At 39.0% G+C, this 13,524-nt stretch carries 12 protein-coding genes and 1 pseudogene; 5 read left to right on the top strand and 8 right to left on the bottom strand.

Annotated features, from left to right (window positions below; all coding sequences use genetic code 11):
• Positions 1-8 precede the first annotated feature (8 nt).
• The 3 genes from MH117_RS04225 to MH117_RS04215 all read right to left on the bottom strand — a co-directional run bounded on the left by MH117_RS04225 (position 9) and on the right by MH117_RS04215 (position 3,529).
• A complete protein-coding gene (locus MH117_RS04225) occupies positions 9-746 on the bottom strand; it encodes a hypothetical protein (RefSeq protein WP_239327383.1) in 738 nt (245 codons plus the stop codon).
• 55 nt (positions 747-801) lie between these two features.
• On the bottom strand, positions 802-1,386 hold the full coding sequence (locus MH117_RS04220) for a helix-turn-helix domain-containing protein (protein ID WP_239327382.1): 585 nt from the start codon (positions 1,384-1,386) through the stop codon (positions 802-804).
• Between the two features lie 211 nt (positions 1,387-1,597).
• Positions 1,598-3,529, bottom strand: a complete 1,932-nt coding sequence (locus tag MH117_RS04215; protein ID WP_239327381.1) for an AraC family transcriptional regulator — start codon at positions 3,527-3,529, stop codon at positions 1,598-1,600.
• Between the two features lie 569 nt (positions 3,530-4,098).
• Here MH117_RS04215 and MH117_RS04210 point away from each other — a divergent pair.
• Positions 4,099-4,338 (top strand): helix-turn-helix transcriptional regulator, encoded by a 240-nt coding sequence (locus MH117_RS04210; protein ID WP_239327753.1) that lies wholly within the window; start codon positions 4,099-4,101, stop codon positions 4,336-4,338.
• Between the two features lie 582 nt (positions 4,339-4,920).
• Complete coding sequence (locus MH117_RS04205; RefSeq protein WP_481857227.1) at positions 4,921-5,592, top strand: lipase family protein; 672 nt, start codon at positions 4,921-4,923, stop codon at positions 5,590-5,592.
• 253 nt (positions 5,593-5,845) lie between these two features.
• On the opposite strand, the gene MH117_RS04200 is transcribed toward MH117_RS04205, so the two are convergent.
• The 3 genes from MH117_RS04200 to MH117_RS04190 form a co-directional block, all read right to left on the bottom strand.
• Positions 5,846-6,166 carry an ArsR/SmtB family transcription factor gene (locus MH117_RS04200; protein ID WP_239327380.1) on the bottom strand — a complete coding sequence of 107 codons (321 nt, stop codon included), beginning with the start codon at positions 6,164-6,166 and terminating at the stop codon, positions 5,846-5,848.
• A gap of 40 nt (positions 6,167-6,206) precedes the next feature.
• A complete protein-coding gene (locus MH117_RS04195) occupies positions 6,207-7,154 on the bottom strand; it encodes a ketopantoate reductase family protein (RefSeq protein ID WP_239327379.1) in 948 nt (315 codons plus the stop codon).
• A gap of 444 nt (positions 7,155-7,598) precedes the next feature.
• A complete protein-coding gene (locus MH117_RS04190; protein WP_239327378.1) occupies positions 7,599-8,264 on the bottom strand; it encodes a metallophosphoesterase family protein in 666 nt (221 codons plus the stop codon).
• A 463-nt stretch (positions 8,265-8,727) separates the two neighbouring features.
• Here MH117_RS04190 and MH117_RS04185 point away from each other — a divergent pair, with 463 nt between their 5' ends.
• From MH117_RS04185 to MH117_RS04175, 3 genes are all read left to right on the top strand, one after another.
• Positions 8,728-9,027, top strand: coding sequence for a DUF2089 family protein (locus MH117_RS04185; protein WP_239327377.1), 300 nt, complete (start codon positions 8,728-8,730; stop codon positions 9,025-9,027).
• Positions 9,028-9,031: 4 nt separating this feature from the next.
• Entirely contained in the window at positions 9,032-9,319 is a 288-nt protein-coding gene (locus MH117_RS04180; RefSeq protein ID WP_239327376.1) for a hypothetical protein, read from the top strand.
• 322 nt (positions 9,320-9,641) lie between these two features.
• Positions 9,642-10,274 (top strand): LysE family translocator, encoded by a 633-nt coding sequence (locus tag MH117_RS04175; RefSeq protein WP_239327375.1) that lies wholly within the window; start codon positions 9,642-9,644, stop codon positions 10,272-10,274.
• A gap of 137 nt (positions 10,275-10,411) precedes the next feature.
• Here MH117_RS04175 and MH117_RS04170 read toward each other — a convergent pair.
• Together MH117_RS04170 and MH117_RS04165 are read right to left on the bottom strand one after the other, a co-directional pair.
• A pseudogene (locus tag MH117_RS04170) lies at positions 10,412-10,564 on the bottom strand (hypothetical protein); the annotation flags it as partial.
• A 437-nt stretch (positions 10,565-11,001) separates the two neighbouring features.
• The gene (locus MH117_RS04165) at positions 11,002-13,518 is read right to left on the bottom strand and encodes a DEAD/DEAH box helicase family protein (RefSeq protein WP_239327374.1); all 2,517 of its coding nucleotides are present in this window, start codon (positions 13,516-13,518) and stop codon (positions 11,002-11,004) included.
• Between the last annotated feature and the right edge of the window lie 6 nt (positions 13,519-13,524).

Here is a 13,524-nt window from a genome sequence, read left to right as displayed (position 1 = left end):
TGCACCTCTCACTGTTTATAATATTTGGTTTGTCTGATTAAAGAGTCTAACTCCTGCACGCAGGATAACTGCTCAATCTCACCAGGTTCAATATGATCTAGGCTTGATATTTCTAATAGCAGTTGATCCAGTCTTAACAAAATTTCCTCATTATTCGAGATTGAGCTTGTGATGGTTGACAGGTAATCTTGATATACACTTGCTTTTTTCTGAACAAGTTCGTTGGAAAAACCTGATGACTTCTTTTGAAAGACACGCTCGAACTCCGATTCGTCATACACATGCAGGATGTTTAATATACTCCTGATATTTTGGTAGAATAGATGCTCCACTTCTTGGGTGACAGATGCGAACTTCTTATAACTCATCTCTGTCTCTTCAAATCGCTGCTGTAGAACTTCGATTAAAGTACGCTTCCTCTTCTGCATACGTTCCATTTGTTCTAGCGCCAAACTTATATCGCTTTCAATTCCTTTCGCATGGCGATATCGAGATAGATGTTCAATATACTCGTCATACGTTTTGATTTGTTTCACCGGAATAATAACCGGTTTCTTAAACAATAAATGATAGATTCCGATAACAAGAACCCCTCCACTGGCAAAGAGTAAGGTAACCCCCGTTGCTGTTGAGAGCGCGCTTGTTCCAATCTGTACGCCTATTAACCCCGGTGAAAATACGAGGATGTTCACAGCAGCTACGATGAGCATTAGCCCGATTAGTTTGATCATATTTGTACTAGACAACGTTCCATCCTCCTCTGCAAATCCTACAAGACAAGTTAAAATGAACGAGGGTATATTAAATTTCGGATGCTTTGCGATGACGTCGTGTAAGGTTCGATAAGGAGGTGTGTTGTGATGTAGGGGGATTCTCAGGTTCTTCTCGGATTACACCTTCTTGAGCGAAATAAGACTGTATTTCCAGCCACTGGTGTTTCATAACTGCATTGTATCTACGCTGCATTCCAGAAAAAGTAACAAGTAATATTCCATCCGATTTACGAATCTCACTTGGACTAAATTCACCACGCTCGAGAGCTTTACGTATGGTTGCTCCCCCACCCTCAATTCCCCACAGTCGAGCCGCCTCGGATAAGCCAAACACCTCATTGACGCTAATACCACACGGGGGAAAGCTGAGAATGGGACCTTGAATCACAGCGATCTCCTCTTTCTTAAATACTTGGTTATGGCCTTCCATTCTCTCTCCGTGGCAGTCGTAAGCCATAACAGCAACGATTAGATTTCCATCTCGTTCTAAAAATTCACGGACCATATGTAAATCCTTTAACAGCATGCTCTCATCCCACGCAGGAAAAATAGTTGCGGGCCACAGTCTTTCCCCATTCGATAAAAGGACCTGAAAACACAATAGATGCCCCATACATGCCTCCACTAACATTCCAAGTAATGGTACTATATTATGTAAATAATACCATCGTCACGAGATCGTGACAATTAAAATATTTCATTCCTTGTCCCATTTATAACTTGATAATTTTAATGGCGATAGAACAAGGCCGTCAGATGCCGCCAAACAAAAAAAGCTCCTGCGTCCGATCGCAGAAGCTTCTAATAGTTAATCAGGTTCTTGGTCAATTTTTCTGTGAAACATTCGTCAACCACTCAGCCAATTCTTCTGTCTGCATCAACACCGACAACGGGTCAATGAAATAAGATCGGTTGTTGGACCAAGCATATAGCCTGTCATTTTTGACGGCCTCCAATTTCCCCCAGATTGAATCCTTGCGAAGTTCCTCCAGTGATTTCTCAGTTGTCAGGATAATATAGTCTCCGGCATATTGGTCCAATAATTCCATCGAGATATCCTTATATTTCTCTGTCGCAAAAGCTTCATTATAGGATGGAGGTGATTTCCGTCCTAGATTCTCATAAATAACTTTTCCGCCACGGCCAAACTCACTGCCATATATACTTAATGTCTTGTCTGACTCTTGCATAATGCTAAAAGTTGCATCCGAGGGTATCACTGCTTGGACCTTCGCATGGGCAGCAGCGATTCGCGCAGTATAATCAGCTATCCATGCGATGGCCTCTTCCTCCCGCCCCAGCAGATCTCCAAAGAACTTCACTTCCTCCTCAATGGATGAAAAGTACCCATAGGGAATGGCAACCGTTGGTGCAATTTTGTTGTACTTTTTATATTCTTCCTCATCCGAGGTCATTACAACAATCAGATCAGGATTAAGATCAATCAGCTTTTCAAAGGAAACATCATTGCCGGAAGAACCGACAATCTCAATATTGTCCGTTAAACCTCTGAAATACGGGTTGTCCATGATGCGCGTCGTAGAGGCGATTGCATTAGCCTTTACTGCCAGAAGACTGCTCAAATATTGAATAGCCACGATGCGTTCAGGAGTTTTTGATATTTCCACCTCTCCGAACATGGTATTCACAATCTTGGTGGCTGGCACGGGCGTTGCTTTCTGAGTTTGTTCAGAAGAATTGGAGACGGGAGCAGACGTTTCCGATGGGGCTCCCCCTCCGCAAGCTGTAACCAATAAGGCCATACAGAGTAAAAGTGTTGCCATTATATTTTTTCTGGATGTTCTGTACATAGAATATTCTCCTCTTTTGTTATATCGATAATAATTATCATTATCAATATAACATCGAGAAGTAGACTCCGATATGGACAATCCCCACCTTATATCTGGATTAAACCGAACATCCTCTTCATCGCACAGCTTTTTTCTGAAATGGCTGGGAGAGAGACCTACGTTCTTTTTGAATATGCGGTTAAAATAAAAAACATCCTCATAACCTACACTCTGGGAGATATCGGAAATCGATGCATCCGTATACTGAAGCATATGGCACGCTTTGCCAATACGGATTCCAATTAAATAATCGATTGGACTGCGCGTCGTCAATTCCTTGAATCTACGGGCCAAATACTGTGGATTGTAGCCGAACCTCTGTCCTAGAAGCTCCAGTGTCAACGGCTCGTCTACGTGCTTATGCATATACTGGACTACTTGCTTAACAACTTCTGTAGGAAGGAGATCAACTCCTGACTGCTGCTTTTGCTGAAGCATTTCCAATATAAATTGATAGAACAGTGTTTTCACCACAAATTTATCCTTCTCCGTCGATTCGCTCCATGCCTCTTCCATTCGGTGCAGTATCTGATAGAGACCTACGGGTTGTGCGGGAGCAAAGGAAAATATTTGCTGATACGGTGGAATTTCTCCCTTGCTCAGAAAATATCTTCGGCGGAGCGAAAATTCACCACGATAGAGCACCAAATAATATTCCAGATATTCCTTTGCTTCAATATCCAGCCTCATGCCCTTGCCGCCATGTAAACAGTAAAAATGTTCAGCAGGATGAATAAGCCCATCCATCCGTATCTTCGCTTTACCCCTGTACAGGAATAGAAAAGCACTTGCAGGCAAATGGTAGTCATTGACTGCTTCTCCCGCAGCAAGTGTATGCAGACGGATATCAGCAAGCTCAATATGTAATTGATTCCAGACTTTGTACTCTTCTTGCTGCTTCATCGTATGATGAATGCTCCTTCCCATAATCCTTATTTATGCACCTTTCTCAAGAAGCATCAAGCCCTTACTTCCCAATCATTCTTCTTCAACAACACAACCCCATCCATCATAATGACAGTACTCTTTGGTCTACGTTGACAGGGTATTCCTGTAAACCTTCCAAATTCTTGTTCTAATTGTGCCCTATAATTAGATTCATCTGTTGCTTAACTCATGATAAACACATAAAGAAAAAATGAGCACCTTGATTGTCTATCCATTATAAACACCAGTTGTTTAGTCAACAAGTGATTCTCAATGAACGAGGCTATTACAGCATGTTATCCACAGACCAAAATCCAGACCCACGCGAACATCTCATTAATGACAGATACTGCAGCCGATTACTTAAGTAAAAGGTTTACTCTCCACTGTACTTTGGCGAACGTTTTTCGCCTCACGGGTACCCGTCTACAGGATTGTATAAGCTTAATAAGTATTCAATAAAATAATACTAAATCATTATTATATATAAGTTAACTTTACTTTTTTATAAATATAATTTACACTAAACACGAAAGGAGTAGTTAATATTGGAAAACAAATCAGACTCAATAGTTAATAAAGTTTATGAATTCAGGGTATTAAAGAGGATGTCTCAAAGTGATCTTGCAGAAGTTGTAGGAGTATCTAAGCAAACCATATTTGTAATGGAAAAAAATAATTACTTTCCATCTTTATTGCTTGCTTACAGAATTGCAAATTTTTTCGGTGTAAGTATTGAGGAAATATTTACCTACAAAAAAGGAGGAAACGAAAATGCTGAATAATTTAGATCCGTGGTTAGACATTAGAAGCAACTTTAACTTGTTTGTTGGCATTGTTACTTCTGTTGGACTAATAAGTGTCATTATATACACTTATTTTTTGAACAAAATTGGAAAAAAAGATGAATACAGTCTGCAAATTAGATTACATGTCACGAATTCGATGTTCATATCGCTCCTTGTATTATTCACGGTTTTTAGCGTTGTTGTTCCAGATGAAACCGTATACTATAAACAAATCATTTATATGTGCTTTTCAATTGCAGTATTAGTTGGCGCAATATCAGCTGGATACTATTATGTTAGAGACTTCAAAAATTGAGTGATGTATTTGTAGTATAAATTAGAATAAATGGTACGTTTCGACTGATCGACAAGCACCGATCTCGTGTTGTTATCATAAATAGGATAGGAGGGAAAGGTGGGATTTATCTGCGTCACGATAATGAATTAGAAGAGCGTGCTATCTTTCTGGCTGCTGTTTGCGGACAGACTTATGCACAATTTACAAATACAGATGGTTCGTTTGTCGTTCCACTCCATTATTCAGTTCGCCATACGATTCAAGCAAAGTCCGCCAGCAAGGTGCAGGAACGATTTGGATTTATTCTGGAATCTCCGACAGAGATTATTATTGCCTTTCGGGGAACCAGCTCAACGACCGATTGGGTATCTAATATTAAGGCCTCGCAAAAGAGATTCAAATATATTAAAGAAAACGCTCTAACACATCGTGGCTTCACAGACATCTATTCTTCAGCCCGCAATGGAATTATCTCCACAATCAGCAAGCTGTCACCCGACAAAACCCTATACATTACAGGCCACAGCCTTGGTGGAGCACTCGCGACACTATGTGCGGTTGATATAGCAGCCAACACTACTTGTAACTCGCCTTATTTGTTTACATTCGGCTCTCCTCGTGTTGGCGACCCAGCCTTTACAAAAGCTTTTGCATCATATGTTCTAAACACCTACCGGATTGCGAATCACTTTGACGTCGTACCTCATGCTCCACCAACCATATACAAGCTGCCCAAACGGGAAAAAAGGTATTACTACCATCATATTCAGACCCTCTCATCGTTGTCTTTCCAAAATGGATCAATAGCCCTTAATCATATGATCGGCAACTACTTCGCAGAGCTCGCCCAGCTTAAGCCGAAATTCACCCAATTGTTATGTTTAACGAATCCTGGTTTCTGTCCAGTGCTTGAAGTGAACCCACAAAAGTCAAGAAGCGTTAACGTAGAATAGTGTCTGAAAATAGGATGAGTATTACAGGATGCATAACAAAAACTCCCGTACTTTTAGTAATGGGAGTTAATTCCTATTTCTAGCTGGTATACATCTAGCCGCGAAAGTCTTTTTATAATTGGAGATCAGTAGATGTTAAATTCCTGTTGAAGTTCAACGAAAAGCTTATCTTAGGAAACAGCTTCACAACAATTCCACACTTTATAAATTATCGAAATATTATTCAGCCATATAATCAATGAATGTTAATCATCTACCGTAAAGCTAGCATTTCAGTAATCTCCGTAACCAGTTGTTTATTAACGCGGCAGATCAAGAACTTTCCTTTTTTCTCAGTGGTCACGAGTTCTGCATTCACCAATTCTTTGATATGATGGGAAACCGTAGGAGCTCCAATATTCAGACAGGAGATGATATCTGCAACACACAATCCGCCGCCCGCTTCAAAGCTGGCTTCGTGGGACTCCGCGATTTTTAGATATAATTCCAACCGGTTTTCATTCGAAAGAGCTTTAAAGATTTTCGCCATTTTTTTGGTATCCACTAGTGAGCAACCCCAATCAAACAATGTCATTATTCGATAATTATCAAATAATTTTAGCTTACGCTGGAGTTCATGTCAATTTGAATACGGACGGGCCATGATTTGCAAGCTGATCCCAGTTCGGGGTCGGAATGTTCGCACGCTGCTTCAACTCATGAAAGACATGATGTAACGCATTCATCTCGTCTGCAGACACTGCCCTATCACTGAGCAATATTTTTCCGAAAGGGGCTGCTATGACTAGTTTCAGCCCTATATAGAACATTTTCCGCTTCTCACGGACCAACTTAGGCTGACTTGCAGGCGTAACCGTATACCCAAGTGCTTCCAATACCTGATGGCCCTCATCTATAGCATCAATGACCTGATTCAGCAGCTTCTTGTTCCCTGCGGCTTGGCGCAGATTACCGTTACTGGCAGGAGAAATGAAATTCATAGGCAAAATCAGCATCATATGACTCTTTAACCATACCTCCATATCCTCATAATAAGTCAGTTTATAGTTGGTATTCACAAAAGCTTGGTCGATCACCGATCGCCAGACCAGCTCTTCGCCTAGACCACCGATGGACATGTACACCTTCGGACCACGAACACAGATCATTCTCCCCTCTTCCCGCCATCCACCGCTGTTCTGAAAAGCGAACGCAACCTTTTTCTCCACAAGACTATTTTCCTGTAAATAATCCAGCATCTCAGCGGGACTTGCATTATTACCCGTGATCACCACATGCCTGCTGTTATTTGCGGCAAGCACTGGCAGTACCGTCTGGAAATCCGAGTATTTCATCACTACAAAAATAAGGTCATATTCATCCTCAGGCCTCAGCTCACGTATCACACTCACCTTATCGACTGTAGTATGGAGTTGAAAGTAATGACGAATCACAAGTCCATCCTTCTGCAGCTCATCGACCCGTCGCCCTCTCGCCAGCATAGTCACGTCATTGTCTCCCCGGACCAACACATGGGCAAGATAACTTCCCAAAACCCCAGCGCCATAAATCAATATTCTCATTTACATTAAACCTCCTACTTTTTCTGTTTTAAAAATCCGATATTAATATTACATTTCGATAACTTTCGAATTAATTGTATACAATATGGACTATATTGTCAATTCACTTTCCGACACATCCTATACTACTATGGGCTTCTTTTGATTTGTTGAAACAACGGAACATGTATTTATGTCTGGCCCACAGCAACATACCCAAGCTTTGTTCAATTTAAGGTTTTCCGACAATTCGGAATAAAATAGAGCGTACCGGTACTCAATCGGTGGCTCTGTTTTATTCTGCCCATTTGAAAAAGTAGATGTACGCTCCTACGGGATAATGAATCTCTGATTCTGATTACCCTGGTGAAGTACTACTCTATTATGAGAGATGCAATATAAGGGGATTCGATACTTTGTGTCGACTTTGAACCTTATTTCAGTTGACATTGTCATTACAGGTTCTTAATCCTGTTCACTCACATCTCTTGGATCAACCGCTGACTGAACGATCTCAAGTACTTCCCCTCGAGAAGTCACGCGAATAGCACTTAAAGCAACTTTCCGGTAAGCTCCGGTATCAACATTCCACGAGTGAGACGCTTTTTCATATTCGGGATAGCCGGACTTGCACGGGGTGTGACCGATAATTTGTAGCTTGCCCACATTCCTTAACGGAGTACGATTCCAAAGTACACCGATTTCATTTGCTTCATCCAAGGGGAACTCTGCCTTCTCAGCAATCCCCGCATGGCTTATTAATACATGTTCGTTTTCCCAGAGTAGTGGGAGCTCACCAATCCAATCGGATACCTCCTGCAGTTCCATTTCAGCAGCTCGAAGCTGATTCAACGTGTCATAGCCACATTGCGGCAGCCAGTATTCGTTTGGACCATTCACTATATGCTGTTCAAACTCGTATTCATGATTGCCTTTGAGAAAAACAACGTTCGCACCGTGGCGCTGCTTCAACTGTTTAGCAAAAAGGAGTGTTCCCGGTGTATCGTTCCCACGATCGATTAGATCACCTAATTGAATAAGACGCTCCTCATCAGGCTTCCAATGTTGATCTAGAAGCTCTTTAAACGTATGCAGGCAGCCATGCACATCTCCAACAACGAATAGATCCATATGCTATTATTTCTCCTTTGATTAATAGGAAATTACTTTTGAATCGATAACATGTTTAGTTAAAATGTTGATAGGCGCATTTATTTATTCATCTGTACTTTATTTTAGAATTAACGTACATAAAAGCGTACATGTTCTGACAATAGATCATTTATCAAGTCTACTATAAATTTCTATTTATGAATATATATGATGTCCGTGTCGCAAACGGAAATCTGCACATTCCCCTTACACCTCTTTGCTTCCTAAAAAGAAGCCATTCTTCTCCCAACCACATTCGTCATTTCTTTTATGCTGTCTATTCTTCCCCGTCTCACTCGTTATCCAGGATGAACATCACTTATTCAAAACATAAATTAAACTTTGTTATTGATATTATTTAAATATTTTTAACTTTTTACTTTAACTTTGTTTAGTATATAATAAATATTATTAAACAGCTTGCTGTAAGGAGGCTATAAAAATGGATAGGGATAAAATTCCACAATGGATCACATCGCTGGAAATCGAAGACATTTCGTTTATTAAAAATTTCATCGTTCATTCAGGATCACTTAAAGAGATTGCTAAAATTTATGATGTCTCTTACCCCACCGTTCGATTACGACTGGATAAATTAATTCAAAAAATCGAGATCAGTGACAAGCAGGAAAGCGAGCCCTTTACTATTTTTATTAGTAAGCTCGCTATTGATTCTAAACTTGATTTAGATACAGCCAAACAAATCATCGACTATTACAAGAAAGAAAAACAGGAGGAATAACATCATGTGGTTTAAGATCATCATGTGGATCGTTCTGATCGGAGGATTGTTACTTCAGATCTATTTATCAAGAAGAAGCTCATGGGCTTGGGGAGGGATCATTCCAGCCATCGTCGTGGTAAGCACTGTCATCATGTTTAATAGGTACGATTTATCTTTCACATACTCGAATATGGCACCATTTGCACTTTACCTCGTCTTACAACTTAGCATATGGAGTAAAGAACGAGTGACCTACCAAAAGAAACTCCAAAAAGAACTAGAGAAGATGAATGCAATCGATTTTAGATAATGGTGAAACGACTCTCAGCCTTCCCTAACTTATCTATTCCATAATACGAGACTTACATAGCAGCACATGAACAATCAAAGAAGCTGAGATCACACGATCTTAGCTTCTTTATTTCTATACCCTTTATTTGAGACCACGTATTTAGGCAGGTTTCAGCACTTCGCATTTCATAATGTCGTTACGATCTTGGACTAAAGCTATTAATAGCTGCTGAATCGCTAGAGATGCATTGGGATAATAATCAACCAGTTATTGAATTTTAATACTTAATTGTGTATATTAATAGACATATGAGCTTATCAACTTAGAAAGAAGTGGTGTCTTGGATATATTTTTCACATATCTACTAGCAGGTCTTGCCATTGCCATGCCCGTAGGGGCAATGACCGTTGAGATGACAAAACAAGGTTTGAAAAAGGGCTTTATGCATGGTTGGGCTGTAGGATTAGGTGGTATGACAGTCGATCTTCTATTAATTATTGCATTGTATATGGGATTGGCTTCTGTACTTGCTATCTCTTACATTCAAATTCCAATGTGGCTGATTGGTGCATGTTTCCTGGCCTATTTAGGCTATGATTCCATAAAACATTCCGCTCAAGATATTACGTTAGCTGGCGAGAAACCAAGCCAATCCTTTTTCAGCTCATATCGTAACGGTTTACTCGTAGCTTTGTCACCAGGTAATCTTGTGTTTTGGGTTTCGGTGTTTGGTGCTGTACTTTCTGATTCATATGATATGACCCAACCGACCAAATTTTTAATCGTTGGCGCCGGCATTTTAGCTGGTATACTCGTGCATGATGTGGGCTTACTTGCGATGGTAGCGCTAACTAGAAAAGTAATGAGTCCGACCATGATCAAATGGGTATCCATCATTGCTGGATTTATTTTGATAGGTTTCTCGGGGTACTTTGTATACCAGTTTATTATCGCGCTCAAAGGAATACTATAGCTGCCATTGTAAGTGATGGCATCATGATATAAATCCTTTTGTGAATCAGACTTGCCTCATAGATGATTGCTGTATTTACACATCAAAAAAGATGATATCTCTGTGTTAGGCACAGGGACATCATCTTTTTTGTTCATCTATTCATGTTTGGTGCGTATGCAAGCTATAGGGATTAATGATTCACGCGAACATCTCATCAATGAGAGGTTCGTGTGGGTCAATAAATAGCTATATCCAATAGATAAAAATACCGGCTTATTGTCGCGCTTGGCAATTTCAAAAGCTTCTTCCGACCAAGGAAATCAGTCTACTGGACTAATCTCTGACCTCATCACTGCCAGTGGAGAGATGGGCTTCTGGAACGCCTGTAAAACGAACGAAAACCCACTAATTTATAAGACTTCTCCTAATTGAGTTCTCGTTGATACCTACGTGGGCATTCCAGAAATAAAAAAAGTGTGACCAAAAATGTGACCAATGTAGTAATCTAAAATATATGGTACGTCGCTGACTCCTAGCCTGTCAAGATCAGAAATGACTATCTGCAACGAACTTGTAGCAGGCAGAAACCCAATCATATCAATGGATTCGTGGTACCATTATGAAGTTGTCTTCTGGCATCGGAGTTTAATAACAAAATACGTATGACTAGATATTTGACCATCTTTGTAGAAAGACATTATAGGAGAAGCAATCAACGAATTTCTTTCTTTTACTCTACTATACTTTAGTAGCTCGGAACTTCTGTATACGAATTAAGAAAGTCCTCTACATCTAGATTGTGTAACATTAGCAATTCCTGAACCTTCTTTTCAGGAATATCCTTCAAATCGATTTCTTTAAATTCATCAAAGAACTTTAATACATTTGAATTGAGTTTTTTCAAATTCCCTTCTCTCATAATATCTACTTCTAAATTAAAACCAGCTGCACGGCTTATTTTTTTTGTAGGGATTATCATGATTCTCTTGACTTTAGCATCACCATAGTTTGTAGAAAACCAGGCACAAGCATTATTCATTTGTCCTGATTCATCCTTCACAATTTCTTTTCTCGTACTTAAAACTTTATTTTTACATTCGATAAGCAAATATTGGTCATCCTTAACTTTCCACAAATTATCCGGACCTTCATTCCAAAGTTTATCAGGTCTTTGGCTTACGAAACCTAATGCCTTCGCTAAATCATCAAGTGCCTTCTCAAACTTATCAGAATCAACACCAAATCTGAGTTGAGAAACAATTCCTTCAATATTTAATTTTAATCCTTCAAAATTGTCATGGGATTTTAACCAATCAATTATATTTGTAATACGCTTCAAAGTAATAGCGGATATTTTAGAAATTACCATTCCTTCTCTTGGTTTAAACAAATACTCGTTCTTTTTGTGTGCGCTAATTTGATATTTATTAGATTCACTCTTAGACGCGGGGTATATATAACGAGCCATTTCCTGTAGATACCAACCTTTCTCATCTTCCGACTTGATGTTAGTATCAATCAAACTTTGTATAATCGATGCAGCTTCAGAGTAATATCCTTGTCGGTACTTAACTTCTGCCTTTTGCTCAGCTTCGAAAATGTTAAGAATTTTCTTTTCAGAGACCTGCTCTTCCATTTCATCCATGCTTTCTTTATAAAAGTCTTTCCAGCCATCATCACGTTTAAGCAACTGATTTATTAAATTAATCAGTGCTTGTTTTGCTGTTACTCCTTCTTTTATATCTTCCTGTGCATATTCACCAATTTTCATTCCGATTTCCACTTGTGTTCTTGTTTGCTGAGAAAAAAACTTTCTTGTTTCTTTACTTCTAATTAATTTAACAAGTTCGGTTCCGGTAACAATTATTGCGCAATAATCTTTCTCACCTCTTACTCCCCTACCCAAACCTTGTTCAATTATTTGTGCAACTTTTATTGAAGTAACTTCACTGTTGCTTCTGCATTCTTCAGTATATCGATCATCTAGAAACTCAGTAAAAGGCTTTGAATCGAATACTAAAATACGACAAGCATTATCAGGAAGATCAATACCATCATATCTGTTAACGATAACTAATGTTGAACTATAGTCCTTATTTTTCAACCTTTCAATTTCTGATATTATATTTTCTTTTTTAGCAATTACACTTCCGTATTTTTTCCAATCTTCGCAGTACTCGGACCTCGGACTCAATGCAACAATTCCAAAATTAGCTTTTTGTCCTTTTTGTGCAAAGAGATTAACAATTTCTGTTCTTGTTAGAGATTCATCAATTAGCGATGGTATTAAAACCATCTTTTCGCCTGACCATTTCTCATTTTCAATAATTAAGGGATTTTGCACAGTTTTTGCACTTACGCTTAGCCCCTTAATGAAAAATGAATCATCACTAATGGTTGCAGACATGAAAACACGATGCGAAGCGTTAAAGTAAGAACCGAAAAACTCTAACGGGGGCGCATACGGAGTTATCTCAAGACTTTCACCAGAGATGATACACCTACAATCCCTAATAATATCTTTAATAATTGGCCACGCGAATTTAATTTCTTTTAATGCTCTGCTCTTAGATAATATTTGAGCTACATCAACATGCTTGTCCTGCCAATCCCAATATGGTACCGCTAAAAAAGAATCAAAGTCTTTATTTTTTATATCAGCATAGGTACCAACAGCCTGCTTTTCAAGTTCTGGACCAAACAATGTTAATATCTCATCATAAACTGGACTGGTATTTTTCAAAGTAATTGTATACGAGTTTTTAATGTATCCTATACATGCATGGGCATCATCCATGAGTACAGTTGAGACAGGCAATGATTTGGGTCCTAATTTAAACTTCGATTCACCATTGAATAACTTACTCACAGTAGTGATTAAAATACTTTTCCCTTCAATAAATTCATCAGGTAAGTCGGTTTTAGCTGCTGTACAATACGTAATTCCGAATCTCTCGGCTTGATCACACGTTTGTTGTACAAGATAATTATCTGGACAAAGATATACTGCTGGACCTGTTTCTTGGTTTAATCTAGATTGAAGTAGCAACAGACCAATTAGCGTTTTCCCCTGACCAGTATGCAATTTTAAAATTACATCCTTGTCATGTCTATGTTTTTCAAACCACATTTTTAATATTGATTCCTGTACAGGTCTAATAGGACCAATATCACTAGCTAAATCTAATGTATCGTATAACTCATTTGGATCGATAACTTTCTGAACATGTTTTTTTAGAGTTTTTTTCCGAAAATCAACCATACCTTC

It is taken from the genome of Paenibacillus sp. ACRRX (assembly GCF_022346885.1).
Taxonomy (GTDB): domain Bacteria; phylum Bacillota; class Bacilli; order Paenibacillales; family Paenibacillaceae; genus Paenibacillus_B.
This window is presented reverse-complemented; position numbering and strand designations above follow the sequence as displayed.

Excerpts from the sequence above, each read along its gene's own strand:
- MH117_RS04185 (WP_239327377.1), top strand. The coding sequence starts at position 8,728 with ATGGATAGGGATAAAATTCCACAATGGATCACATCGCTGGAAATCGAA.
- MH117_RS04200 (WP_239327380.1), bottom strand. The coding sequence starts at position 6,166 with ATGACATTGTTTGATTGGGGTTGCTCACTAGTGGATACCAAAAAAATG.
- MH117_RS04180 (WP_239327376.1), top strand. The coding sequence starts at position 9,032 with ATGTGGTTTAAGATCATCATGTGGATCGTTCTGATCGGAGGATTGTTA.
- MH117_RS04195 (WP_239327379.1), bottom strand. The coding sequence starts at position 7,154 with ATGAGAATATTGATTTATGGCGCTGGGGTTTTGGGAAGTTATCTTGCC.
- MH117_RS04165 (WP_239327374.1), bottom strand. The coding sequence starts at position 13,518 with ATGGTTGATTTTCGGAAAAAAACTCTAAAAAAACATGTTCAGAAAGTT.
- MH117_RS04220 (WP_239327382.1), bottom strand. The coding sequence starts at position 1,386 with ATGGGGCATCTATTGTGTTTTCAGGTCCTTTTATCGAATGGGGAAAGA.
- MH117_RS04190 (WP_239327378.1), bottom strand. The coding sequence starts at position 8,264 with ATGGATCTATTCGTTGTTGGAGATGTGCATGGCTGCCTGCATACGTTT.
- MH117_RS04215 (WP_239327381.1), bottom strand. The coding sequence starts at position 3,529 with ATGAAGCAGCAAGAAGAGTACAAAGTCTGGAATCAATTACATATTGAG.